The organism is Micromonospora sp. NPDC047756, assembly GCF_055587245.1.
In genome coordinates this window covers 123,056-148,237 of sequence record NZ_JBVJGQ010000009.1, presented here as the reverse complement: position 1 = coordinate 148,237, position 25,182 = coordinate 123,056, and the positions used below count along the sequence as shown (strand labels likewise).

At 71.8% G+C, this 25,182-nt stretch carries 21 protein-coding genes; 11 read left to right on the top strand and 10 right to left on the bottom strand.

Going from position 1 to position 25,182, the window contains the following annotated elements; genetic code table 11:
- Positions 1 to 17: 17 nt before the first annotated feature.
- Positions 18 to 716, bottom strand: coding sequence for a class F sortase (locus ACZ6NZ_RS28350; RefSeq protein ID WP_465861001.1), 699 nt, complete (start codon positions 714 to 716; stop codon positions 18 to 20).
- A gap of 1 nt (position 717) precedes the next feature.
- Positions 718 to 1,935, bottom strand: a complete 1,218-nt coding sequence (locus ACZ6NZ_RS28345; RefSeq protein ID WP_465861000.1) for a hypothetical protein — start codon at positions 1,933 to 1,935, stop codon at positions 718 to 720.
- A gap of 599 nt (positions 1,936 to 2,534) precedes the next feature.
- Between ACZ6NZ_RS28345 and ACZ6NZ_RS28340 the strand changes: the two genes are divergently transcribed.
- Positions 2,535 to 4,322 carry a glycoside hydrolase family 6 protein gene (locus tag ACZ6NZ_RS28340; RefSeq protein WP_465860999.1) on the top strand — a complete coding sequence of 596 codons (1,788 nt, stop codon included), beginning with the start codon at positions 2,535 to 2,537 and terminating at the stop codon, positions 4,320 to 4,322.
- A 125-nt stretch (positions 4,323 to 4,447) separates the two neighbouring features.
- Here the strand turns inward: ACZ6NZ_RS28340 and ACZ6NZ_RS28335 are convergent, their stop codons facing one another.
- The 5 genes from ACZ6NZ_RS28335 to ACZ6NZ_RS28315 all read right to left on the bottom strand — a co-directional run bounded on the left by ACZ6NZ_RS28335 (position 4,448) and on the right by ACZ6NZ_RS28315 (position 8,759).
- Positions 4,448 to 4,834 (bottom strand): hypothetical protein, encoded by a 387-nt coding sequence (locus ACZ6NZ_RS28335; RefSeq protein ID WP_396790086.1) that lies wholly within the window; start codon positions 4,832 to 4,834, stop codon positions 4,448 to 4,450.
- A 106-nt stretch (positions 4,835 to 4,940) separates the two neighbouring features.
- Entirely contained in the window at positions 4,941 to 5,249 is a 309-nt protein-coding gene (locus tag ACZ6NZ_RS28330; protein ID WP_124859979.1) for a hypothetical protein, read from the bottom strand.
- Between the two features lie 16 nt (positions 5,250 to 5,265).
- The gene (locus ACZ6NZ_RS28325) at positions 5,266 to 6,924 is read right to left on the bottom strand and encodes a sodium:solute symporter family protein (protein WP_465860998.1); all 1,659 of its coding nucleotides are present in this window, start codon (positions 6,922 to 6,924) and stop codon (positions 5,266 to 5,268) included.
- A gap of 186 nt (positions 6,925 to 7,110) precedes the next feature.
- A complete protein-coding gene (locus tag ACZ6NZ_RS28320) occupies positions 7,111 to 8,154 on the bottom strand; it encodes a hypothetical protein (protein WP_465860997.1) in 1,044 nt (347 codons plus the stop codon).
- An 11-nt stretch (positions 8,155 to 8,165) separates the two neighbouring features.
- On the bottom strand, positions 8,166 to 8,759 hold the full coding sequence (locus ACZ6NZ_RS28315; protein ID WP_465861132.1) for a hypothetical protein: 594 nt from the start codon (positions 8,757 to 8,759) through the stop codon (positions 8,166 to 8,168).
- 287 nt (positions 8,760 to 9,046) lie between these two features.
- Here ACZ6NZ_RS28315 and ACZ6NZ_RS28310 point away from each other — a divergent pair, with 287 nt between their 5' ends.
- The 7 genes from ACZ6NZ_RS28310 to ACZ6NZ_RS28280 all read left to right on the top strand — a co-directional run bounded on the left by ACZ6NZ_RS28310 (position 9,047) and on the right by ACZ6NZ_RS28280 (position 17,607).
- Positions 9,047 to 11,485, top strand: coding sequence for a sensor histidine kinase (locus ACZ6NZ_RS28310; RefSeq protein ID WP_465860996.1), 2,439 nt, complete (start codon positions 9,047 to 9,049; stop codon positions 11,483 to 11,485).
- On the top strand, positions 11,485 to 11,907 hold the full coding sequence (locus tag ACZ6NZ_RS28305) for a roadblock/LC7 domain-containing protein (protein ID WP_465860995.1): 423 nt from the start codon (positions 11,485 to 11,487) through the stop codon (positions 11,905 to 11,907). The genes ACZ6NZ_RS28310 and ACZ6NZ_RS28305 overlap by 1 nt, the downstream gene beginning before the upstream one ends.
- On the top strand, positions 11,897 to 12,286 hold the full coding sequence (locus tag ACZ6NZ_RS28300; RefSeq protein WP_465860994.1) for a DUF742 domain-containing protein: 390 nt from the start codon (positions 11,897 to 11,899) through the stop codon (positions 12,284 to 12,286). Before ACZ6NZ_RS28305 ends, ACZ6NZ_RS28300 begins: the two co-directional genes overlap by 11 nt.
- Positions 12,267 to 12,869, top strand: a complete 603-nt coding sequence (locus tag ACZ6NZ_RS28295) for a GTP-binding protein (protein ID WP_355008977.1) — start codon at positions 12,267 to 12,269, stop codon at positions 12,867 to 12,869. The genes ACZ6NZ_RS28300 and ACZ6NZ_RS28295 overlap by 20 nt, the downstream gene beginning before the upstream one ends.
- Before the next feature lie 87 nt (positions 12,870 to 12,956).
- A complete protein-coding gene (locus ACZ6NZ_RS28290; protein WP_465860993.1) occupies positions 12,957 to 13,994 on the top strand; it encodes a lactonase family protein in 1,038 nt (345 codons plus the stop codon).
- A gap of 158 nt (positions 13,995 to 14,152) precedes the next feature.
- Positions 14,153 to 15,910, top strand: coding sequence for a substrate-binding domain-containing protein (locus ACZ6NZ_RS28285; RefSeq protein ID WP_465860992.1), 1,758 nt, complete (start codon positions 14,153 to 14,155; stop codon positions 15,908 to 15,910).
- A 215-nt stretch (positions 15,911 to 16,125) separates the two neighbouring features.
- Positions 16,126 to 17,607 carry a sugar transferase gene (locus tag ACZ6NZ_RS28280; protein WP_465860991.1) on the top strand — a complete coding sequence of 494 codons (1,482 nt, stop codon included), beginning with the start codon at positions 16,126 to 16,128 and terminating at the stop codon, positions 17,605 to 17,607.
- Positions 17,608 to 17,614: 7 nt separating this feature from the next.
- Here the strand turns inward: ACZ6NZ_RS28280 and ACZ6NZ_RS28275 are convergent, their stop codons facing one another.
- Positions 17,615 to 18,745, bottom strand: a complete 1,131-nt coding sequence (locus ACZ6NZ_RS28275) for a PP2C family protein-serine/threonine phosphatase (protein WP_465860990.1) — start codon at positions 18,743 to 18,745, stop codon at positions 17,615 to 17,617.
- A 67-nt stretch (positions 18,746 to 18,812) separates the two neighbouring features.
- Here ACZ6NZ_RS28275 and ACZ6NZ_RS28270 point away from each other — a divergent pair, with 67 nt between their 5' ends.
- Positions 18,813 to 19,469 carry a MarR family winged helix-turn-helix transcriptional regulator gene (locus tag ACZ6NZ_RS28270; RefSeq protein WP_465860989.1) on the top strand — a complete coding sequence of 219 codons (657 nt, stop codon included), beginning with the start codon at positions 18,813 to 18,815 and terminating at the stop codon, positions 19,467 to 19,469.
- A gap of 17 nt (positions 19,470 to 19,486) precedes the next feature.
- Here ACZ6NZ_RS28270 and ACZ6NZ_RS28265 read toward each other — a convergent pair whose 3' ends face one another.
- Positions 19,487 to 21,100, bottom strand: coding sequence for a SpoIIE family protein phosphatase (locus ACZ6NZ_RS28265; protein ID WP_465860988.1), 1,614 nt, complete (start codon positions 21,098 to 21,100; stop codon positions 19,487 to 19,489).
- A 126-nt stretch (positions 21,101 to 21,226) separates the two neighbouring features.
- Positions 21,227 to 22,465, bottom strand: coding sequence for an ROK family transcriptional regulator (locus ACZ6NZ_RS28260; protein WP_366608096.1), 1,239 nt, complete (start codon positions 22,463 to 22,465; stop codon positions 21,227 to 21,229).
- Positions 22,466 to 22,543: 78 nt separating this feature from the next.
- Here ACZ6NZ_RS28260 and xylA point away from each other — a divergent pair, with 78 nt between their 5' ends.
- A complete protein-coding gene (xylA, locus tag ACZ6NZ_RS28255; RefSeq protein ID WP_465860987.1) occupies positions 22,544 to 23,731 on the top strand; it encodes a xylose isomerase in 1,188 nt (395 codons plus the stop codon).
- Positions 23,732 to 23,740: 9 nt separating this feature from the next.
- Positions 23,741 to 25,168: a xylulokinase gene (xylB, locus tag ACZ6NZ_RS28250; RefSeq protein WP_465860986.1), complete on the top strand. Its 1,428-nt coding sequence runs from the start codon at positions 23,741 to 23,743 to the stop codon at positions 25,166 to 25,168.
- Positions 25,169 to 25,182 lie beyond the last annotated feature (14 nt).

Here is a 25,182-nt window from a genome sequence, read left to right as displayed (position 1 = left end):
CTTTCGTTCCTCGTCGGTCAGACCGCCAGCGTGGCGAAGACGACGATGTTGTCCGGGTAGCTCTTCGCGGCCTGATCGAACTGGCCGCCGCAGGTGACCACCCGCAGGCCGGGCCGGTCACTCGGTCCGTAGACCAACTCGGTGGGGAAGGCCGTCTTCGGGTACGACTTGACCGAGTCGACAGTGAAGGTGGCCGGCACCCCGTCGGCGCGGCGCACCGTGACGGTGTCGCCGGGGGTGAGAGCGCCGAGGTCGAAGAAGACGGCCGGGCCGAGCACCGCCGAGTCCACGTGCCCGACGATGACCGCGTTGCCCGTCTCGCCCGGGCTCGCACCCGGCTCGTACCACCCGGCCTGGTCGGCTTTGTCCAGCGGAGGGACCTGGACGGTGCCGTCCGGGTTGGTGCCCAACGACATGATCGTCGCGTTGACGCCGATCCGGGGGATCTCGATGCTCGTCGGCGCCGACCGCGCCAAACCGACCGCCGCCTGACCGACCGGCTGCCCGTCGACCGGCGGGGCGTCGTCGGCGGTGCTCGGCGGCGCGGTCGGCTCCGGGCCGGCCTGGGCCAGCGGCTGCGGCGGCCGGGCAGTGGGCGTGGTCTTCAGGGAGGCGCCGATCATGCCGGCGCCGATCATGGCCATGGTGACGACGACGGCCGTGCCGGCGGCACGCCACGGTCTCCCGCGACGGCCGCCGGCCGGTGTCGTCGTCACGTCAGACGAGCGAACCATCGGTCCGCCGACGACGCATCAACACGATCCCGCCCAGCGCGGCAGCGCCGAGCAGGCCCGCCCCGCCGGTGGCCAGGCCGCGGTCGGTGCCGGTGCTGGCGCCACCGTCACCACCGTCGACGCCGCCGTGCGGCAGCACGACGAGCTCGCCCTCGCCGCAGGAGCCCTTGAGCTCGTAGCGACCCGGCTTGGCGTCCTTGTCGACCTTGGCTTCGCCGTAGTAGACGAACTCGCGCTCCTTGTCCCAGTCACGCTCGTCCGAGCCGCGCTCGTCCTTGCCGTAACCGCCACGCTCGTCCGAGCCGCGCTCGTCCTTGCCGTAACCGCCACGCTCGTCCGAGCCGTGCTCGTCCTTGCTGTCCCAGCCCTTGTCCGAGCCGTAGTCGGAGCCGTGCTCGTCCTTGTTCTCCCAGCCCTTGTCCGAGCCGTAGTCGGAGCCGTGCTCGTCCTTGTTCTCCCAGCCCTTGTCCGAGCCGTAGTCGGAGCCGTGCTCGTCCTTGCTGTCCCAGCCCTTGTCCGAGCCGTAGTCGGAGCCGTGCTCGTCCTTGTTCTCCCAGCCCTTGTCCGAGCCGTAGTCCGAGCCGTGCTCGTCCTTGGAGTCCCAGTCCTTCTTGTCACGGCCTTCTTCGGCGTCCTGGCCGTGCTCCTCGCCCTTCCAGTCCTTGCTGCCCTCGTCGCCGTAGGCGTCGGCGGCAGCGCCGCCACCCTGGCCGCCCTTGCCGTTCTCGTCCTTGCCGTGTTCGTCCTTGCCCTTGTCGTCCTTGCCGTGTTCGTCCTTGCCCTTGTCGTCCTTGCCGTGTTCGTCCTTGCCCTTGTCGTCCTTGCCTTCGTGGTCCTTGCCCTTGTCGTCCTTGCCGTGCTCGTCCTTGCCCTTGTCGTCCTTGCCGTGTTCGTCCTTGCCCTTGTCGTGGTCGGAGGAGTTCTCCTCCTCACGCCACTCGCGGTCCTCGCCCCGGTCTTCGTCCGCCGGCTTGAGCTTGACCTTGCCGGTGACCTTGGACCACACGTACGCGTGCTCCTGCCGATCCGGGCAGATCTCGAGGAGCTTGACCTCGTCGCCAGCCTTGACGACGTGCGGCTTGGCGTAGACCTTGCCGTCGTCGTGGCCGTCGGCGAACGCGATCCCCGGTGCGAACACCAGGAGCGACGCGCCGCCGAGCGCGGCGCCCGCGACGACCTTCCCGAGCATCTTCTTAGCCATGACCTGCGTCACTCCATCCCTGTTGTCCTGAGCTCGGCGACAACCGAGCTAAGACCGACGTTAGACCGTTTCATGACTTATGAAGTGAAAGATTCGCGTTTTACCTTTGATGCATGTAAGAGGTGAAGGGGTGGTACGCGGCTTTCGCGGCGCTGAGTGTCGTGTCAGGTGTCCCGAGGCTTCGTGGGTGTGTCGCGCCGTTGCGCGCTTCCCGCACCTGCCCTGCCCCGGCATCCGATCGCTGCGGCCGCAGGCGGCCCATGCCGGCCCGGCGTCCACGGAGGTATCGTCCGAAGCGTCTCCGGCAACGCATCGAGCCATTGCCATGGAAGCGCTCCCATGCAAGAATCGGCGAACGCGGTTGAGAGAGCCATACCGCGCAGGCAGGGAGTCGAGGGCACCCGGTTTCTCACCGGGCGACGCACCCGCCGCCGATCGACCGGCCGACGCATCGGTCGGGCACCACCACCACTATCGCCCGTCCGGGTCGGGCGCCCCCAAAGAATCCCGTGGCGCCGACGGCCGTCCGTGCAGGACGCCCATCGGGCCGTCCCGCCGGGCTGCACCTGGGCCCGGTCTCGCCCAAGGAGATCAGTGGCATGAATGTGTGGAGAAGGCTAACCGGCCCACGCCGGGCCCTCGCGCTCACCGGCGCGGGTGCCCTGGTCGCGGGTGGGCTCGTAACGATTCCGGTTACCGCGGCGCAGGCCGCGACGCAGTGCGATATCGCGTACACGAGCAACGACTGGCAGGGCGGCTTCACCGCGAACATCACCATCAAGAACGTCGGCGACGCGCTGAACGGCTGGACGCTCGGCTGGACCTTCCCCAACTCCAGCCAGCGGGTGCAGCAGGGCTGGTCGGCCACGTACACCCAGTCCGGCAGCCAGGTCACCGCGCGCAGCATGTCCTACAACGGCACCTTGGCCACCGGCGCGTCGACGAGCATCGGCTTCAACGGCGCGTGGAGCGGCAGCAACCCGAAACCCACCTCGTTCACCCTGAACGGCGTGGTCTGCAACGGTGGCACCACCCCGCCGACCAACCCGCCGACCGATCCGCCCACCGACCCGCCGACGGATCCGCCGACCGACCCGCCGACCGACCCGCCCACGACCAACCCGCCCGGCACCAAGGTCGACAACCCGTACGCCGGGGTGCGCGGTTACGTGAACCCGGAGTGGAAGGCCAAGGCGGACGCCGAGCCCGGCGGCAGCCGGGTCTCCAACAACCCCACCGCCGTCTGGCTGGACCGGATCGCCGCGATCAACGGCACGCCGAACAGCAGCTCCAACGGTGCCTTCGGCGTGAAGGAGCACCTGGACGAGGCGCTGCGCCAGGGTGCCGGCTACATCCAGTTCGTGATCTACAACCTGCCCGGCCGGGACTGCTCCGCGCTCGCCTCCAACGGTGAGCTGGGCCCGGACGAGCTGCCGAAGTACAAGGCGGAGTACATCGACCCGATCGCCGCGATCCAGAGCCAGGCCAAGTACAGCAGCCTGCGGATCATCAACATCATCGAGATCGACTCGCTGCCGAACCTGGTGACCAACACCTCCGGACAGCCGGGCGGCACGGTCATGTGTGACACGGTCAAGGCCAACGGCGCCTACGTCAACGGCGTCGGCTACGCCCTGGCCAAGCTGGGCTCGATCGGCAACGTCTACAACTACATCGACTCCGGCCACCACGGCTGGCTCGGTTGGGACAGCAACTTCAACCCGAGCGCGGAGATCCTGAAGACCGCGGCTGTCGCCTCCGGCAGCACTGTCAACAACGTGCACGGCTTCATCACCAACACCGCCAACTACTCGGCGCTGCAGGAGCCGTACTTCAAGGTCACCGACAACGTGAACGGCCAGACGGTGCGGCAGTCCAAGTGGGTCGACTGGAACTACTACGTCGACGAGCTGTCGTTCGCCCAGGCGTTCCGGACCAAGCTGGTCTCGTTGGGCTTCAACTCGAACATCGGCATGCTGATCGACACCTCGCGCAACGGTTGGGGCGGCTCCGCCCGGCCCACCGGCCCGGGTGCGACGACGAGCGTCGACACGTACGTCAACGGTGGTCGCATCGACCGTCGGGCACACCTCGGCAACTGGTGCAACCAGGCCGGTGCCGGTCTCGGTGAGCGGCCTCGGGTGGCCCCGGCCACGGGTATCGACGCCTACGTCTGGGTGAAGCCGCCGGGCGAGTCGGACGGCTCCAGCAAGGAGATCCCGAACAACGAGGGCAAGGGCTTCGACCGGATGTGCGACCCGACGTACGGCGGCAACGCCCGTAACGGCAACAACCCGTCGGGTGCCCTGGGCGACGCGCCGATCTCCGGTGCCTGGTTCTCCGCCCAGTTCCAGGAGCTCATGCGCAACGCCTACCCGGCGCTCTGATCGGGTAGCTCACGCACCAACCCGCTGCCAGTGGTTGGTGAGGCACTGTTGGCAGCAGGTTCCCCCCGGGTCCCCGGCTCGACCGTCACAGGTCGGGCCGGGGACCCCCCCTTTTGCCGGCCCGATCAGGGCACCGTGCGTTCGATCGCCGCCTGGCCCTGTTCGGCCAGGTCGCGGCGGGCCTTCTCCAGGTTCTCCGGTGTCAGATCCTGCCCGCGGGCCATCACCAGGTCCTCCGGCTCCCAGGGCTGCTCGCCCCCGGTGCGGATGTTGTCCCCGCCGGCGCCGGTGCCCGTCCCGGTGGCCCCGGTGCCGGCGGCGTACGGGTCGCCGATCAGCTCGTCGGTGTCGGGCGCGAGGTCACCTGGTCGGCTGCGAGGTTCGGCGAAGCCCGGCGTGTCCCGGTCCGGGCCACCCCCGGTGCGCAGTTGCGGCACGGTGGCGTCATCGTCCACCGCCGAGGCCACCTCGGGGCTGTCCTCCAGCGGCGGTTGGCGATCGCGATCGGTCATGGTGCTGCCTCCTGGGTCCGACACGGTGCCTGATTCCCCCGCGTACCCCTTCGTGCCGCGCTCATGCCGGACCGCCCGGCGGCCGGGCCGTGTTCACGCGGTCCGGTCAGGCGTCGGGCTGCTGCTCGTTCGGGGACGGCGCCTCCGCTGGGCGCCACCACTGCCAGAGCAGCATGAGCAGACCGAACACGAGCATCGCCAGCCCGGCCCACAGGTTGATCCGTACGCCTTCGGCCTTGTCGATCTCGGCCCGGCTGTCGAAGATGCCGATCAGCGTCACGATGACCCCGTACGCGACGAAGAGGCCACCGATCACCCGGCGGATGTCGAACAACCGGGCCGCGGCGGAGCGCCGCTGCTCCGCCTGCGCCTCGTCGATCAGCGGGTCCTGTGCCGGCTGGCCGTCGTTGCTCATCTGCCGACCCCTTTCCTCAGAAGACCGGGATGTAGAAGAGGGCGGCCAGCGCGACCGCGATCAGACCGAGCAGCACCGGAGAGCGGTACCAGACGGCGTCCCCGGCGAGCACGTCGCCCTTCAGGTCGACGCCGCCCATGCCGTACACCAACCCGCGCAACTCCTCGTCCCGCTTGGGTGCGGTGAGCGGGGTGACGATCGCGGCGACCACCACCGCCGTGACGAACGCCAGACCGGCGCCCCAGAAGCTCTCCTCCAGGTCGGAGTTGAAATCGATCACCCCGCCCTTGTAGAGCAGGTAGAGGCTCAGCGACACCAGGGTGCCCAGCAGCAGCGACCAGAAGCCGGCCAGCGCGGTCATCCGCTTCCAGAACATGCCGATGATGAAGGTGGCGAACAGCGGCGCGTTGAAGACGGAGAAGAGCGCCTGGATGTAGTTCATGATGTTGCTGAACCCGGCCGCGATGAACGCGGTGCCGATCCCGATCACCACGGCGGCGACCGTCGCCCACCGGCCGACGCGCAGGTAGTACTCGTCCGACCGGTCACGGCGGATGTACGCCTGCCAGATGTCGTAGGTGAAGACGGTGTTGAAGCCGCTCACGTTGGCCGCCATGCCGGCCATGAACGAGGCGAGCAGGCCGGTGACCGCGACCCCGAGCACGCCGTTGGGGAGCAGGTCGCGCATCAGCAGCGGGATGGCGTTGTTGTACTGCAGGTCGCCGCTCTCCGCGCCGAGGCCCTTCACGGTGACCAGGGCCACCAGGCCGGGGATGACCGTGACCAGGGGGATGAACAGCTTCGGGTACGCGGCGATGATCGGCGTACGCCGGGCGGCGCTCATGTTCTTGGCCGAGAGGGCCCGCTGCACCTCGGCGAAGTTCGTCGTCCAGTAGCCGAACGACAGCACGAAGCCGAGACCGAAGACGATGCCGATCCAGTGCGCGCCGAGCGGGTTGGCGGTGCTGCCGGTGTCCTGCCACGCGTGCAGACCGGCCTCGCCGAGCTTGGTGTCGCCGACCGCGTCCATCAGGCCGTTCCAGCCGCCGACCTTGACCAGACCGATCACGGTGACCGGGATGAGGCCGGCCAGGATGACGAAGAACTGGAGCACCTCGTTGTAGATCGCCCCGGACAGGCCGCCGATGGTGATGTACGCCAGCACGATCGCCGCGCCGACCACGATCGCCGTCCAGAGCGGCCAGCCGAGCAGCGCCTGCATGACGAGGGCCAGCGCGTACAGGTTCACGCCGGCGATCAGCACCTGGGCGACGGCGAAGCTGATCGCGTTGAGCAGGTGGGTGGGGCGGTTGAAGCGCAGCCGCAGGTACTCCGGCACGCTGCGAACCTTGGAGCCGTAGTAGAAGGGCATCATCACGATGCCCAGGAAGACCATCGCCGGGACCGCGCCGATCCAGTAGTAGTGGACCGTCATGACGCCGTACTGGGCCCCGTTGGCGGCCATCCCGATGATCTCCAACGCGCCCAGGTTCGCCGAGACGAAGGCGAGACCGGTCACCCAGGCCGGCAGGGAGCGGCCGGAGAGGAAGAAGTCGACGCTGGTCCGGATGGCCCGGCGGGCGGCGAAGCCGACCCCGAGGACGGTGACGAAGTACAGCGCCAGGATCAGGTAGTCCAGGCCGTTCATGTTGAGCCGAAGACCGTCGCCGTCCACCCCGTCACCCCTCGTCCCGACGTCCGCGCTGGTTGGTCCGCGCGCGCCCTATTACCCGGTCCGCGCGGTTTCACTCCCCGAGGTCGCGACCGGCGTGTCTGGCCCCTTCGGGCGATCTGGCTGGTCCGGTACGCAGAAGGGCGCCCCGGCCGTTTCGGCCGGGGCGCCAGTGTTGGTCGGGTGGACTCAGCGACCGAGTACGCGGTCCAGGAAGTCCCGGTAGTTGCGGACCGCCATCCGCAGTTGCTCGGTGTCGGCCGAGCCGGCGTCCTGCCACCCACCCAGCGTGTTCTTCTGCGCGGCCAGCGCCGAGGACAGGGCCTGGATGGCCTCCTCCACCAGCGACTGCGCCTCGCCGGCCGCCGCCTGCGGGTCGTCGACGAAACGCAGCTGCACGTCCCGCCAACGGTCCCGGAAGCCCTGCGCGGTGTCCGTGTCGAGAAGCGTGGCCGGCTCGGCCGCGACCGTCGACCCGGCGGGTCGGGATGTTCCGGCGGACTCCAGCGTGGGGCTGGTGTCGTCGCCGGGGACCGGTTCGCCGTCCGCGTCCGGGTCGACCATCTCGGGTGTCGCGCTGCCGTATCCGGCCGCGCCCGCCGTAGCGGCGTCCCGGTCGCCGGTCAGGTCGCCGCGCCGCTCGGGGTCGCCGTCGGTGCTCCCCGGCGCGACGACGGTGCGAGCGGACGTGTCCGCGTCGGCGCGGTCGTCCAGGTCGGCGCGGTCGTCGACACCCGCGCCGTCGTCGAACTCCGCGTCGCGGCGGTGCAGCTCGGCGGTGGGGTCGGCGCGCAGACCCTCCCGCTCACCGTCCTCGGCGCCGTCGCCCGGCTGGGCGGTCCGCTCGGCCCTCGGGTCCGGCTGATCCTGCGGGTGCGGGCTGGCCAGCGCGGAGGCGGCCACCGCGTCGGCCACCGTGGTGGCGCCGAACGTCGTCGGCAGCGGCCCCGGCTCGTGGAAACCGCCCTCGTCGGTGGACCGGTCGTCACGTCGGTGGCGCGGGTCGGAGTCGTCGGTCAGCTCGTCGTCGGCCGGGTCGTACGCGGCGTCCCGGTCGGTGTCGTCGGCCCGCCCGTGGGCGGCGGTCTGGTCGTCGAAGGTGCCCCGGTCGTCGAGGGCGTCCTCCGGGACGTCGGAGCGGTCGGCCCGGTCGCCGGCCGGTGGTACCGGCACGGGCGCGGACCGGACGGCCTCCGGGTGGTCGTTGCTCACCTGCTGCTCTTCCTGGCGCATCGGTGGCCTCCTCAGCGGCTCGTGGCGTCGTGGTCCGGGTGATGGCGCTGTTCGGGAGTGTGGTGGCCGACCGGCTCCTCGCCGAGTAGGTCGGCGAAGAGTGCGCGGTAGTGCACGACCGCCTGCCGCAGCTCCTCGGTGCTGGCCTCGCCCCGGGAGTTGCGCAGGTGGATCTCGTGCGCGTCCCGGTAGTTGGTCAGGGTGCGGGCGTGCTCGACGGAGAGGTGGGCGATCTGGTCGGAGAAGTCACCGGTCGGGTAGCCCCGCTCCTCGACGAGCCGGGTGACCAGTTCGTCCGCATCGCCCACCGTCTCGCCGGGGGAGTCGATGAAACGGACCTGGAGTTCCTCCCAGGCGGCGGCGTAGCGAGCCCGGGACTCCGCGGTGAGTGGGGTGAGCGTGAGCTCGGCATGCCGGCGTTCCCGGTCGCGCAGTTCGCGCTCGGCGGCGGACCGGCTGTCCTGTTCCGCCACCACCCGGTCGTACTCCGGCCCGAACCGGTTGCGCAGGGCACGGCGGTTGTTGAGCGAGCGGGCGGCCACGGCCAGCACCGCGACGATCACCAGCACGACGAGCACGATGACGACTATCTGCGTGGGCGACATGGGCTCCTCCTTCGTCATCTGCTATTCCCTCCGCGCAGTGATCGCCAATCCCGATCCGAGACACTTTCCTGACGAGGGGCGCAACCACTCACCTGTCGAGGCCTGATTCACCCCGGAAGAGGCGCTTGGGTGGTGTCGACACGGGCGGTAGTGAAACAGCCTCCGATTACGTATCCTGCCCAAGGCGCCCGCGCCGGTGCCCGGCGACGCGGCCGGGCGCGCAGCCGGCAGGCGCGGTGTCCGGCGGTGCCGGCACCCCTCCTGCCACCCCGTACGGGCGAGGTCTGATGAAAACCCGCGACTGGCCGATCCGCTCGAAGCTGACCGCGTTGGTCGTCGCGCCGGTGACCGCGCTCCTGGCGCTCTGGATCTTCGCGACCACGCTGACCTTCGGTCCCGCCCTGGACCTTCTCTCCGCCCGCACCCTGTTGTACGACCTGGGTCGACCCGGCGAGACAGTGGTCACCGAGCTGCAACGGGAACGCCGGCTCTCGGTGGTGCAGCTCGCCGGCGGTACCGACGTGCCCGCCCTCGCCGAGCAGCGCGGGCGCACCGACCGGGCGGTCGCCGAGCTGCGACGCCGGGTGAACGGGGAACCGCTGCGCGACGCCGCTGACGACCCGCTGGAAAGCCGGGTCGACGAGCTGGTCAACTCGCTGGCGGCGCTACCCGACGGGCGGAGGTTCATCGACGAGCGCAAGGTGGACCGGGCCGGTGCGATCGGCCTCTACAGCGGCATGGTCACCGCGGCCTTCCACGCGTTCGCCGGCATGGCGACCCTCAGCGACCCGGACATCAACCGGGAGGCCCTGGCGCTCACCGCGCTGGGTCGCTCCCGGGAACTGCTCGGCCAGAGCGACGCGCTGCTGGCCGGCGCGCTGACCGCCGGACGGTTCGCCGAGGGGGAGCACACACAGCTCGTCCAGGCCATCGGCAACCAACGGTGGCTCACCGAGAACGCCGTGGCGGACCTGCCCGAGAGCAGCCGGGTCGCGTACCAACGGTTGACCGAGAGCGAGGCGTTCACCCGGCTGCGCCGTATGCAGGACGCGCTGGTCGTGCCCAACCGGTCCGGTCGGCCGGCTGTCGACGCCGCTGCCTGGCAGGCCAGCCAGGACGCGGTGCAGCAGCAGTTGCGGGACTTCGAACTGTCCGAGGCCGACGCTCTCGCCGACCGTTCGGTGCCGATGGCGGTGGGCATCCTGGTGCGGTTGGCCGCCGCCGGCGTACTCGGGCTCGCCGCAGTCGTCGTCTCGGTGCTGGTGGCGCTGCGGGTCGGCCGCACCCTGGTCCGCCGGCTCAGCGGCGTCCGGACCGCCGCGCTGGAGCTGGCGGAGCACCGGCTGCCCGACGTGGTGGCCCGGCTGCGCCGTGGCGAGCAGGTCGACGTCGCGCGGGAGGCTCCGCCGCTGGAGTACGGCCACGACGAGATCGGCGAGGTCGGGCGAGCCTTCACCGAGGTGCAGCGCACCGCCGTCCAGGCCGCGGTGGACGAGGTCACCCTGCGTCGCGGGCTCAACGAGGTCTTCCTCAACATCGCCCGACGCAGTCAGAGCCTGGTGCACCGTCAGTTGCACCTGCTGGACCGGATGGAGCGGCGTAGCGAGGACCCGGACGAGCTGGCCGAGCTGTTCCAGGTCGACCACCTGGCCACCCGGCTTCGCCGGCACGCCGAGGATCTGGTCATCCTCGCCGGCTCCGCGCCCGGTCGGGGTTGGCGGAACCCGGTCGCGATGGTCGACCTGATCCGCGGCGCGATCTCCGAGGTGGAGGCGTACGAACGGGTGGACGTCAAGGCCGTGCAGCCGGCCGGCGTGCTCGGGCGGGCGGTCGGCGACGTCATCCACCTGCTTGCCGAGCTGGTCGAGAACGCCACCGCCTTCTCCCCGCCGGACACCCGGGTCACCGTCACCGGGGCGCAGGTGGCCAACGGGTACGCCCTGGAGATCACCGATCGGGGGCTGGGCATGTCCGACGCGGCGTTGGAGACCGCCAACACCCGACTGGCCAGCTCGCCCGAGTTCGACCCGGCGCAGAGCGCCCGACTCGGCCTGTTCGTGGTGGCCCGGCTGGCGGCCCGGCACAGCGTACGGGTGCGGTTGGGCCCGTCCGGGGACGGTGGCGTGACCGCCGTGGTGCTGGTCCCCGGAGACCTGGTCACCACCGAGCCGCCGGCCGGCCCCGACCCCGCCACGCTCGACGCCGCGTCGGCCGACCCGGGCCGGCGACTGGTCCGGACGGCGCGCCGGGGCGCCGTGACCCGCCCCCGCACCCGCCCGCCGACGGCCCCGTCCGCCAGCACGGCCCCGCCCGCCGGAGCGCCGAGCTCGGCCGTCCCGCCCGCGAATGGGCGCGACGAGGGGTCGGCCACGCCCGACGAGCCCGACGACGAGCTGGATGGCCTGCCCCGCCGGGTGCGACGTCGTACCCCTGCCGCCCAGCCCCGCTCGACCGTCACCGACACACCGTCGCCCCGCTCGCCGGAGGAGGTCCGCCAGGTGATGGCGGCGCTCCAGGCCGGCACGGCGCGCGGACGCGCCACCGCCATCACCCCGCCACCGCCGAACCGCCCGACCGGCCCGCCACCGCCGACCGGCCCGCCACCGCCGACCGGCCCGCCACCGCCGACCGGCCCGCCACCGCCGACCGGGCCGGCGGTCCAGGCGGCCCCCACCGACCCGCCGACGACCCCCGAACCCCCGACCGTGACTGAGAGGGACGCCTAGTGCGGCATTCGACGAAGCAGAGCGCAGGTCTGGACTGGTTGCTCGACGAACTGGTGCAACGGGTACCCGCCGCCCGCGAGGCGGTGGTGCTCTCCGCCGACGGGCTGCTGCTCGGCTGCTCGGCCGAGCAGGAGCGTTCCGACGCCGAGCACCTCTGTGCGCTCGCCGCCGGCTTCTCCAGCCTCGCCCGAGGCGCCAGCCGGCACGTGGACGGCGGCCCGGTCCGGCAGACGGTGGTGGAGATGGAGGAGGCGTACCTCTTCGTCACCACCGCCGGGCAGGGCGCCTGCCTGGCCGTGGTGAGCGACGCCGACGCGGACATCGGGCTGGTCGCGTACGAGATGGCGATGCTGGTGATCCGGGTGGGGGAGAGCCTCGCCGCGCCGGCCCGATCGACGGCGGGTGCCGGAGATGCGGACTGAGCCGCCCGGGCCGCAGCACGAGTGGCTGGACGGTGAAGCCGGCCCGGTGATGCGCCCGTACGCCCTCACCGGAGGCCGCGTACGCTCCGCCGTCGACGGATTCAACCTGGTCGCGTTCGTGCTGGCCGTTTCGGACGTCGACGCGACGAGCCATTCGCATCTGCTGCCGGAGCATCGACGGCTGGTCACCTTGGCCCACCGGCCGGTGTCGGTGGCCGAACTGGCAGCCGAGCTGGACCTCGCGGTCGGCGTGATCCGGGTACTGCTCGGTGATCTTCTCGCCGAGGGCCTGGTCGCGGTGCACGAGCCGCCGGCCCCCGGCATCCTTCCCGACGACGACATCCTCAAGGCGGTGGTCAGTGGACTCCGTGCGCTATGACCAGGTGGGCACCAGCACCACGATCCCGCTGGCACTGAAGATCCTCATCGCGGGAGGCTTCGGAGCTGGCAAGACGACCTTGGTGAGCGCCCTGAGCGAGGTCCGTCCGTTGCAGACCGAGGAGGTGCTCACCGGTGCCGGGATCGGCACCGACGACCTCTCCGGCGTGGAGGGCAAGTCCACCACCACCGTGGCGATGGACTTCGGCCGCATCACCATCAACGAGGACCTTCAGGTCTACCTGTTCGGCACGCCGGGCCAGGACCGGTTCTGGTTCCTCTGGGACGAGTTGGCCTTCGGCGCGCTCGGCGCCGTGGTGCTCGCCGACACCCGGCGGTTGGCCGACTGCTTCCCCTCCATCGACTACTTCGAGCAGCGGGGAATCCCGTTCGTGGTGGGCGTGAACTGTTTCGACGACTCCCGCCGGTTCAACCTGGAGACCGTACGCCGAGCGCTCGACCTGGATCCGGACGTGCCGATGGTGCTCTGCGACGCCCGGGACCGGCAGTCCGGGAAGATGGTCTTGATCTCTCTGGTGGAGCACGTCGCCCGACAGCGCGGCGAGCCGGTGCCGGCGGCCTGAGATCCGGGCCGGAAAGCCGGTTAACGGGCGGGCAACGCGGGCAGCCTCTGGTTGGATCAACGAAGGTTGCCGGCGGAGGAGTTGGGCGTGAGCGGTCAGGGTGAGGTCGTCCACATCGGGGGTTACACCGCGCAGAGCGGTGGGCGGGGCAGCGGCATCGTCGCCGCGCGTCGCGACCCGAGAACCGGGGCGCTGACCCCGCTCGGCACGGTGGCGGTCACCCCGTCCCCCTCCTTCCTGGTGCGGCACCCCACCCAGCCGGTGCTCTACGCGGTCAACGAGCTGACGGACGGCGAGATCAGCGCCTGGCAGGTCGGTGCGGACGGCGCGTTGGACCCGCTCGGCAGTCGGTCGACCGGCGGTGCGGAGCCGTGCCACCTGGCGGTGCTGCCCGGTGGCGGTCACCTACTGGCGGCCAACTACGGCAGCGGCAGCATCGCGGTCTTCCCGCTCGACCCGCAGGGCGTGCCCGGCGAGCGCACCGACCTGGTGGCGCACGAGGGGCACGGCCCCGACCCGGAGCGCCAGGACCACGCCCACGCCCACATGGTCTCGCCCGGCGCGGCTCAGGGGCCGATCTTCGGCGTGGATCTCGGTACCGACTCGGTCTACCGGTACGACCTGGACGAGGCGACCGGACGGCTGGTGCCGCGTGCGCCCCGGATGCGGACGAAGCCCGGCACCGGCCCCCGGCACCTGGCCCGGCACCCGGACGGACGGCGCTGCTACGTCGTCGGTGAGCTGGACGCCTCGGTGACCGCCTACGAGCTGACCGACGACGGCGCGTTGCACCAGCGCGGGCGGGTCGAGGCGAGCAACCACGCCGGTCACGTCCAGCCGTCGGAGGTCGCGGTCGCCCCGGACGGCCGGTTCCTCTACGTCGCCAACCGTGGGGTGGGGACGCTGGCGGTCTTCGCGCTGGCCGGGGAGTTGCCCGAGCTGGTGGCCGAAGTGGACACCGGCGGGGAGTGGCCTCGGCACTTCGCCCTCATCGGGGAGCACCTGTACGTCGCCGACGAGCGGGCGGACATGGTGCGGGTGTTCCGGCGCGACGCCGAAACCGGCGTCCTGGAGGCGTCCGGTGAGCCGGTGCCGGTGCCGAGCCCGACGTGCATCCTGCCCTGAACGCTCACTAAGAGGATGTGAGGGTGGCACTGGTTTGGCAACGCCGCGAGGCGGCCCCATCACTCTCTGTTGCAAAAAAGTGGTCAACTGTTTCTCCTCCGTAACTTTAGTCCGAACGGATGTGGCAGAGACGGCACCTAGTACGCAAGATGGTCACCGTGTCAGCAGGCCGCCATCGCATGCGTTCGAAACTCCACCTAGCCGCCGCCGCCGCAACGGCGGGTGTGCTCGTCGTGACGACGGGCGCGTGGTTCGGCTACCAGGAGTTGATCCAGCCCAGCTGCTCGGGAGAGATCCGACTGGCCGTGGCGGTCGCCTCCGAACTCGCGCCAGCGGTGGATGCCGCCGCGTCCCAGTGGGTGAAGGACGGCGCGGCGGTGGGCCCGACCTGCATCCGCGTCGACGTGTCCGCGTCCGACCCGGTCGACGTGGCGGCCGTGGTGGCGGCCAAGCACGGGGCCGTGCTGGCCGGTGTGGGGCAGGCCAGCGGCACCGCCGTCAGCCCGGACGTCTGGGTGCCCGACTCCTCGACCTGGCTGCTGCGGCTGAAGAAGGACGCGACGGCGTTCGCCCCGACCAACGGCCAGTCCATCGCTCGCAGCCCGATCGTCGTCGCGATGCCCGAGCCGGTCGCCACCCGACTGGGCTGGCCGGACAAGAAGTTCAACTGGACCGACCTGCTCAAGCAGGTCAACAACACCAGCTCTCCGCTGCGGACCGGGATCGTCGAGCCGACCCGCGACGCCGCGGGGCTGTCCGGTCTGCTCTCGCTGACCGCTGCGGCGAACGGCGCTGGCGGCGACGCCCAGCGCAACACCGTCGGCGCGCTCCGCGCACTGGCCACAGGGCGTTCCTCGCTCCGCAACGACCTGCTGGCCCGCTTCCCCACGGCCAACGACGCGACGTCCATCGCGAGCGGTCTCGGTGCGGCGGCTCTGTCCGAAGAAGACGTGATCGCGTACAACAGCAAGAAGCCGCCGGTGCCGCTGGCCGCGCTCTACATGGAGCCGGCGCCGATGCCGCTGGACTACCCGTACGCGGTGCTGCCCGGCATCGAGCCGAGCAAGGCGTCGGCGGCCAAGGTGCTGTACGAGTTGCTCACCAGTCCGACCTTCCGTAACCGGCTCGCCGCGCAGTCGCTGCGCGCGCCGGACGGCAACTGGGGCGATGGTTTCAAGGCGCCGCAGGGTGCTCCGAGCCCGTCCGGCGGCGCGCCGACCGCACCGGCGAACGGCGGCACCGCGGCGGGTGGCCTCGACCCGGCCGCCATCCAGCGGGTCGTCTCCAGCTGGTCGATCGCCACCCAGTCCGGTCGGATGCTCGCCGTCATCGACGTCTCCGGCTCGATGAAGGAACCGGTGCCCAGCGCCAACAACCGCAGCCGGGAGGAGGTCACCGTCGACGCGGCCCGTCGCGGCCTCGGCCTCTTCGACGACTCCTGGTCGATCGGCCTGTGGACCTTCTCCACCAAGCTCGTCGGCAACCGGGACTACCGGGAGCTGGTTCCGATCGGGCCGCTCTCGGGTCAGCGGGCCCAGTTGGAGGGCGCGCTCGCCACCGTCAAGCCCTCCAGCGGTGACACCGGCCTCTACGACACCATGCTGGCCGCGTACCAGGCGGTGCAGGAGAACTGGCAGCCCGGTCGGGTCAACTCGATCGTGCTGTTCACCGACGGCAAGAACGAGGACGACAACGGCCTCAACCAGCAGCAGTTGCTCAGCAAGCTCAAGCAGATCGCCGACCCGGAGCGGCCGGTCCAGGTCATCATGATCGGTATCGGCGAGGGCGTCAGCAAGGCAGAGCTGGAGTCGATCACCAAGGTCACCGGTGGCGACGTCTTCGTCACCAAGGACCCGAGCGAGATCGGCAGCATCTTCCTCAGCGCCATCGCACGGCGTCCGCCAGCGCCGCGCTGATCCGACGCTCAGACGTCCAGGGGCCTGCCGTACCGTCGATCCGGTGTGGCAGGCCCCCTTTCGGCTACAGGTTGTTGAAGAAAAGTGACGGCAATACGTCGGAAGCAATCGGCAGTCATAGTTGTCAAGGCAGGATGTCGACTGTTCCGGCATAGTCGGTCCGCCTCCGGACCGACGCGTCGGCCGGGGCCATCCTGTACAGAGTGGGAGGGCCGGTGAGCGTGGCGACACTGTTGACCCCCGCCACGTCGGCGGAGCCGGACGGTCGACGCGCCGGGCTGGTGGCGCGCGCCGACGAACGGTCCTACATCCGGGTCCTGGTGGTGCTGGACACCACCATCCTCATCATCGCGCTGCTGATCGGGTACGTCGCCCGTTTCGGTGACGACGAGCCGACCGGCTCGGAGATCCCGTACGTGCTGGTCGCCCCCGGGTTGGTGCTGGCCTGGCTGATCTCGCTCAAGGCGCTCGGCTGCTACGACGACCGGGTGATCGGCTACGGGGCGGACGAGTACCGGCGGGTCAGCTCAGCCAGCCTGCGCCTGGCCGGGGCGATCGCGATCATCGGCTACATCGCCGATGTCGGCGTCTCCCGGGGCTTCCTGGGCATCTCCTTCGCGGTGGGCACCGTCGGGCTGGAGGTGGCGCGGTTCGCCGCCCGCAAGCGGCTGCACCGGGCCCGCTCGCTGGGGGCCGGCTGGTCCCGCAAGGTGCTGGTGGTCGGCGACACCGCTCACGTGTTGGAGTTGGTCCACACGCTGCGCCGTGAGCCGTACGCCGGCTACCAGGTGGTGGGCGCCTGCATCCCGGACGCGCTGCTGGCGCCGGTGGCGCAGCGGCTGGGTGACGTGCCGGTGGTGGGGTCCTTCCGGGGCATCCCGGAGGCCGCCACCGCGATCGGCGCGGACACGGTCGCGGTGACCGCCTCCGGTGAGCTGACCGCGGCCCGGCTGCGCCGCCTCGGCTGGCAACTGGAGGGGACCGGCATCGACCTGGTCGTGGCACCCGCGCTGACCGACGTCGCCGGCCCGCGCATCCACACCCGCCCGGTCGCCGGCCTGCCGCTGATCCACGTCGAGGCGCCCGAGTTCCGCGGGGTGCGCAAGCTGGTGAAGGGTCTCGTCGACCGGTCCGTCTCGTCGTTGGCGCTGGCGGTGCTGCTGCCGCTGATCGCGTTCATCGCGCTGGCCATCAAACTGGACAGCCGCGGCCCGGTGCTGTTCCGGCAGGTCCGGGTCGGCCGGGGCGGGCAGGAGTTCGGCGTGTTCAAGTTCCGCACCATGGTGGTGAACGCGGACGCGCTGCTGGCCGAGCTGACCGCGCGCAACGAGACCGACGGCCTGATGTTCAAGATGCGCCAGGACCCCCGGGTGACCCGCGTCGGCCGGCTGCTGCGCAAGTGGTCACTGGATGAGCTGCCGCAGTTGGTCAACGTGCTGCTGGGGCAGATGAGCCTGGTCGGGCCCCGCCCACCGCTGCCCTCGGAGGTGGCCCGTTACGACGGTGACGTGGCCCGACGGCTGCTGGTCAAGCCCGGCATGACCGGCCTGTGGCAGGTCAGTGGCCGCTCCGACCTGAGCTGGGAGGACGGCATCCGGCTGGACCTCTACTACGTGGAGAACTGGTCCCTCGCCGCCGACCTCACCATCCTCTGGAAGACCGTCGGCGCGGTGCTCAACGGCCGCGGCGCGTACTGACCACCGATCACGGCTGCGGGCCGGTCCAGTCCAGGCAGACCACCACCGCGTCGTCGACCAGGTCGCCGGCCACGAACGCGCGCAGATCACCGATCAGCGACCGGACGGCGTCCAGGGGGGCCATCGGCCCGGTCCGCCGCAGGAACCGGTCCAGTGCCGTCTCGCCGTAGCGCATGTGCTGACCGGTGGCCTCCACCACCCCGTCGCTGACCACGAAGACCCGGTCGCCGCGCAGCAGGGGGACCTTCTGCTCGTGGTAGTCGGTCGCCTCGAACATGCCCAGCGGGAACTGCGCCTCCAGCGGCTGCTCGGTGACGTCCCCGTCGCGGAGCAGGACCAGCCGGGGTGATCCGGCGTCCACCACCGTCATCATCCCGGAGCGAAGGTCCAACTCCATCAGCAACGCGGATAGGTGCTGCTCGCCCCGGTACAGGTCGTAGATCGCCTGGTCGGCGAGGGCGGCCTGGTCGGCCAGGCTCAGCCCGGCCCGCCGCGCGTTGCGCAGCGCGTGGGTGGCCAGCGAGGTGAGCAGGGACGCGGCCACCCCCTCACCGGTGCCGTTGATGGTGGACAACCAGACCCGTTCCCCGTCGTCGGACCAGTCGAAGCTGTCGCCGCGCACCGCGTACGCCGGCTCCAACTGCCCGGCCAGGCTGAACGAGGGTCGGATGCGGCTGCGGCCGGGGAGCAGGTCCCACTGCATCTCGGCGGCCAGGGTGAGGCGTTGGGTGCGCTTGGCCGCCAGATAGACGTCGGTGCCGGCGGAGACCGCCGCCACCTCGTGGGCGAGCGCGGTGGCGATCTCGGCCAGCGCGGCGACGACGTCGCGGTCGTCCACGACGGGTGACAGGCGGAGCACCCCTCGACGTTCGCCACGCATGGTGACCGGGACCCAGGCGGTGCCGTCGGCCAGTATCGGCGACTGGTGGTCGAAGGCGCGCCAGGCCGGGTGCCCGGGGCTGGTGATCGAGTCGTCCTCGCCGAGTGGCAGCAGCTCCGCGATCCGGTAGTCGACCTGGTAGAGCTCGACGTCGGTGATCCCGTACGACTGGGCGAGCACGTCCCGGATCCCACCGACAAGACGGTCGGCTGGTGTCTCGTTCAGGGCACGTCGTGCCTGATTGACCGGTTCGTTCATCGTCAGTCCTTCACTGAAAGCTCGACCACCAGGAGGTTCGGAGTACTCTCGGGCCACCATGGCCGACATGAACCGTCCGACGGACCCTGAGACGAGTATGGCTGCCGCGCTGGACGCGACAGCCGCTGCCCTGCTGGGCATCTGGGAGTCTGCCCGGGAGGGGACCGCCAACCGCGTGTCCGGCGCCCAGTTGCGGGCGGTGATGGTGGTGGAGCAGTACGACGGGATCAACCTGCGTCGGCTCGCCACCCGACTCGACATGCTGCTCAGCTCCGCCAGCCGGCTCTGCGACCGGCTGGTCGCCGCCGGCATGTTGGAGCGTGAGCCGGGCCGCTTCGACCGGCGGGAGATCTCGCTGCGCCTCACCCCGGAGGCTCGCCGGCTCCTCGCCGAGCTGCGGGCCGACCGCCAGGGCCAGCTCGCCGCCGTGCTGGCCGGGATGAGCCGGGAGGGCCGCGACGCGCTGCTGCGCGGGATGCGGGAGTTCGGCGAGACCGCCCGCCGCCAGCAGGCGCAGCACGGGCCGACGTCGGACGAGCCGACGGGCCAGGGCGATTGGCCGGACGGCCCGGACCGGCCCGGTGGGCGGTCGGGGGACTGGTCGGGCGATCCGGGTCGGCAGCCCCGAACGGGGTGGACGGGTTCGTCGGGCGGTTCGGAACGATCGGTCGGCACCACCAGGGAATGGCCGGGCGGCGGCCCGCCGGTGGCGCGTACCGCCTGATCGAGCCGACCGGTCGGTCATGCCGAGACGCCGACGGCCAGCATCGCGATGTCGTCGTGGGCCTGCCCGCCCGCCCAGTCGTCGACCGCGCGGAGCACCCGGTCGATCAGCGCCCCCGGCGGTTGCCCGGCCGCCGCGACGAGCGCGGCCCGCAGCCGGGCCTCGCCGAACATCGCCGTGTCGCGCGGGTCGCGGGGGTCGCGCGCCTCGGTCACCCCATCGGTGTACGCGAGCAGCAGATCGCCCGGGTCGAGGTGCACCCGGCTCTCGGCGAAGCGTGCGGCGGTCAGCGCCCCCACCGGCATGCCACCGACCGGGACCGGGGTGACGGTGCCGTCGGCGGTGACCAGCAGTGGCGCCGGGTGGCCCCCGCCTGCGATCCGAAGGTCCAGCCCGGTCGGCCCCCGCTCCAGGGATCCGAGCAACAGGGTGGTGAACTGGTTGCGACGTGCCGCGTCCGGCGCGTCGAACAGCGCCTGGTTGAGCAGGTGGATCAGCTCCAGCGGGCGTTGCTCCACCAGCCGCAGCGTCTGCAACGACTGGCGGACCCGGCCGGTCAGCACCGCCGCGCCCACACCCTTTCCGCACACGTCGCCGAGCGCGAACAGGGCGCCGCGCGGGTGCGGAAACACCTCGTAGAAGTCGCCGCCGATGCGGAGGGTGTCGCCCGCTGCCCGGTAGCCGCCGGCCAGGCTCACGCCGGGCACCACGGGCAGCTCGGGCGGGAGCAGACTGGTTTGCAGCACCCGGGCCAGGTGAGCCTGCTCGCCGTGCAGGTCGGCGGTGGCCAGCGCGGCCCCCGCGCGGGTGGCGAACTCCCGGGCAAGCTCCACGTCGCGCCGGTCGAAGGCGGCCCGCCCGGCCCGACGGATGAGCAGCAGCGCACCGGCCGAGCCGCTGGCGCTGAGCAGCGGGCTGACCAGCACCATGCCCGGGGGGCCGAACCCGGGCGGCAGCAGGTCGGCCAGGTCGGTGAGCGGGGCGTCCGGCCAGGGGCCCGGTTCGGCCCGGTCGCCGGCCAGCGCTTCGGCCAGCCCGGGCACGGAGCTGGTCAGCGCGGGGCTGGCCAGCCCGGTGATCGGGGCGGGTTCGCCGTCGGCGTACCGGATCCAGCGGGGGTGCGGCTCGGCCGGAGCGGTCGGTCGGGGGAGCGCGACGGCGACGTCGGCGAGGTAGGGGACGGCGAGCGTGGTGGTGGCCAGCAGGACCTGGTCGCGGTGCAGGGCCAGCGCCAGCCGACTGCCGGCCTGGGCGAGGAACGCGGTCCGGCGGCGTTCGACGAGCAGGGCGTCGGCGCGGGCGTGCTCCTCGGTGACGTCGCGGACATACCACGCCCACCGGGTGCCGGCGAGTTGCCGTCGGACGCCGCGCAGTCGTCGGCCGTGGTGGTCGGCGTCGAAGCGGTCAGCGCCGCTGGCGACGGCCTGGGCCAGTGCCGTCACCGGGCACCCGGCCAGCTCGGTGCCGGCGTCGACCTCCGGGATCAACTCGGCAGCCATGGCGTTGACCAGGGTGACCCGACCGGTCTCGTCCGTTGTCAGCACGGCCTCGGCGAGCCCGTCGAGCAGCTCCCGGGCCAACCGCTCGTCGGCCGGCAACGGGGTGCCGCCGGGATGCTGGGTCGTGGTCACCGCCGGACGCCGGCGCGCGTCTGACGACGTGTGCGCATGCTTCTTCTCGACTCCTCACCGGGGATCGTTGCCTGATAGCAAGGGTACCGATGCCCCCCGACAGCGATGCACGGTGCGGGGTGGCGATCAGCCGGCGCGGGCCAGCCAGCCGGCGGGCTGGGCGACGATCCGGCGGGCCACCGATCCGGCGGCGCCCACCGCTGCGGCCTCCGCGCCGAGCGTCGACGGGCGGACCGTGACCGGCGACCAGGCCGCGGTGAGCACCCGGGCACCGATCTCGGCGAGGACCGGGGGGCACAGCCAGGGCGCGAGCGCCGCGTAACCGCCACCGAGCACCACGGTGTCCAGGTCGAGCAGATTGACGACGCCGGCCACCGCCACACCGAGTGCCGTTCCGGCGTCGCGCAGCGCCCGCAGCGCGTCGGGGTCACCGCCCTCGGCCAACTCGGCCAACCGGGCCGTCGCGGTGTCGGCGGGAAGCTCCGCCCGAGCCAGCCCGGCGGCGGCCACGATCGCCTCCTGACCGGCGTACTGCTCCAGGCAGCCCTGCCCGCCGCAGCGGCACGGACGGCCCTCCGGGTGCACGGGGAGGTGCCCGATCTCGCCGCTCCACCCGCGTACGCCCCGGAAGAGGGCGCCGTCCAGCACGATGCCGGCACCGATGCCCACCTCGCCGGAGATGTGCAGGAAGCTGGACGTGCCGGTCGGCTGCGAGTGCAGCTCGCCGAGCGCCGCGAGGTTGGCCTCGTTGTCCACCACCAGTGCGGGGATGCCGGGCACCTGCTCGATCAGCGGTGGGTGCTCGGCGAGCAGCGCCGGCACCGGCACGTCGTGCCAGCCGAGGTTCGGCGCGAGCCGGACCAGCCCGGCGTCGTCCACCAGGCCGGGCACCGCCAGGGCGGCCCCGACCAGGGTGAGGCCCTGGTCGGCGGCGTCTTCCCGGGCTGCCCCGGCCATGTCGACAAGGCGGGCCAGGGCGTCGGCGGGGGCCACCGGGCGCAGGTCGGCCCGGTGCACGGTGCGGTGCCGGACCTGGCCGGCGAGGTCCACCACGCAGACCGCCAGGTAGTCGACGTTGACCTCCAGGCCGAGCCCGGCCGGCCCCTGATCGGCCAGCACCAGTCCGCGCGCCGGACGGCCGGCGCCCGAGCGGGGCGCGGGGTCGGACTCGCTCACCAACTGGCCGGCGAGCAGATCTTCGACCACGGCGGACACGGTGGCTCTGGTCAGGCCGGTCGCGGTCGCCAGGTCGGCCCGGGAGGGGGGTCGGTCGGCTGCGGCGATCCGGCCGAGCACCAGGGCGAGGTTGAGCTCGCGGAGGCTGCCCTGACGGACTGCGCCGGCCGGGGCGTGGGTGAGGCTCACCCCTTGACACTGCCATAGGGTGGGCAAATAATTCAATCGCTGAACAAATACCTGACAACACCACCCCGGAGGTCCCTCATGGCACCCCGTCCCACCCCCGCCGACAAGTTCTCCTTCGGGCTCTGGACCGTGGGCTGGCAGGCCCGCGACCCCTTCGGTGACGCCACCCGTCCCGAGCTCGACGCGGTCGAGGCAGTGCACCGGCTCGCCGAGCTGGGCGCGTACGGCATCACCTTCCACGACGACGACCTGATCCCGTTCGGCGTCGACGCGGCCACCCGGGACCAGCACATCGCCCGGTTCCGTAAGGCGCTCGACGAGACCGGCCTGGTGGTGCCGATGGTCACCACCAACCTCTTCACCCACCCGATCTTCAAGGACGGCGGCTTCACCAGCAACGACCGCGACGTCCGCCGGTACGCGCTGCGCAAGGTGCTGCGTCAGGTCGACCTGGCCGCCGAGCTGGGCGCCAACACCTTCGTGATGTGGGGTGGCCGCGAGGGCTCCGAGTACGACCTCGCCAAGGACGTCCAGGCCGCCCTGGACCGCTACCGCGAAGCCGTCAATCTGCTCACCCAGTACTCCATCGACAAGGGCTACAACCTGCGGTTCGCGCTGGAGCCCAAGCCCAACGAGCCGCGCGGCGACATCCTGCTGCCCACCATCGGGCACGCGCTCGGCTTCATCTCGCAGTTGGAGCACCCGGAGCTGGTCGGCCTCAACCCCGAGGTCGGGCACGAGCAGATGGCCGGGCTCAACTACGCCCACGGCATCGCCCAGGCGCTCTGGCAGGGCAAGCTGTTCCACCTGGACCTCAACGGCCAGCGCGGCATCAAGTACGACCAGGACCTGGTCTTCGGCCACGGCGACCTGATGAACGCGTTCGCTCTGGTGGACCTCCTGGAGAACGGCGGCCCCAACGGCGGTCCGGCCTACGACGGCCCTCGGCACTTCGACTACAAGCCGTCCCGCACCGAGGACATGGACGGGGTGTGGGCCTCCGCAGCGGCGAACATGAGCACCTACCTGCTGCTCAAGGAGCGGGCAGCGGCGTTCCGCGCCGACCCCGAGGTGGTCGAGGCGCTCGCCGCCAGCAAGGTCGGCGAGCTGAGCACGCCGACGCTCGGCGACGGCGAGGGCTACGAGGAGTTCCTGGCCGACCGGTCCGCGTTCGAGGACGTCGACGTGGACGCGGTGGCCGCCCGGGGCTTTGCCTTCGTCCGGCTCAACCAGCTCGCCGTCGAGCACCTGCTCGGCGCCCGCTGAGGCCGCGCCATGCCGTTGGTCGCGGGCGTCGACTCGTCCACCCAGTCCTGCAAGGTGGTGATCCGGGACGCGGAAACCGGCGCCCTGCTCCGGCAGGGCCGGGCACCGCACCCGGACGGCACCGAGGTCGACCCGGAAGCCTGGTGGGAGGCGCTGCGTAACGCCGCCGACCAGGCCGGCGGGTTGGCCGACGTGGCGGCGATCTCCGTTGCCGGCCAGCAGCACGGCATGGTGTGTCTCGACGAGGACGGCCGGGTGGTCCGCCCGGCGCTGCTGTGGAACGACACCCGGTCCGCCGACGCCGCCGCCGATCTCATCGAGGAGGCCGGCGGCGGCGCGGCCGGGAGCCGGTTCTGGGCCGAGGCCACCGGCAGCGTTCCGGTCGCCAGCTTCACCCTCACCAAGCTGCGCTGGCTGGCCACGTACGAGCCGGAGAAGGCAGCCCAGGTGGCGGCCGTCTGCCTGCCGCACGACTGGCTGACCTGGCGACTGGCCGGAGCACCGGGGCTGGACGCGCTGCGTACCGACCGGGGTGATGCCAGCGGCACCAGCTACTGGTCGCCGGCCACCGGGCAGTACCGATTGGACCTGCTGGAGCGGGGCTTCGGCCGGCGGTTGGTGCTGCCCGAGGTGCTCGGTCCGGCGGATTCGGCGGGAAAGCTGTCCGACGTACTGGGTGGTTCGGGCGGGGCCCTGCTCGGCGCGGGCACCGGGGACAACGCCGCCGCCGCGCTCGGTGTCGGCGCCGGGTCCGGTGACGTGATCGTCTCGATCGGCACCTCCGGCACCGTGTTCAGCGTCGCCGACGTGCCCGCCGCTGACGAGAGCGGTGCGGTGGCGGGCTTCGCCGACGCGTCCGGCCGTTTCCTGCCGCTGGTCGCCACGCTCAACGCGGCCCGGGTGCTGGACGCCGCCGCGGCGATGCTCGGCGTCAACCTGGACGAGCTGGCCGAGCTGGCCCTCTCCGCGCCGGCCGGGGCGGACGGGCTGGTCATGGTGCCCTACCTGGAGGGTGAGCGGACGCCCAACCGACCGCTCGCCACCGGTGCGGTCCACGGCCTGACCCTGCGTACGTCGACCCCCGCGCACCTGGCGAGGGCCGCCGTGGAGGGCATGCTCTGTGCGCTCGCCGACGGGTTGGACGCGCTGACCGCGCAGGGCGCCACCGCCCGCCGGGTCATCCTGATCGGCGGCGGGGCCCGGTCGGCCGCGGTGCGGCAGATCGCCCCGCAGGTCTTTGGCTGCCCGGTCGTCGTCCCGCCGGCCGGGGAGTACGTCGCCGACGGTGCCGCCCGCCAGGCCGCCTGGGTCGCCCTGGGCGGCGACGCGCCGCCGGTCTGGGCGGTCGAGGGCACCGAGGAGTACGCGGCAGCGGCCGTCCCCGCGGTGCGCGACCAGTACGCCGCGGCCCGCAGGTTGGTGCTCGACCGGCGCTGACCGTCGGCATCGAC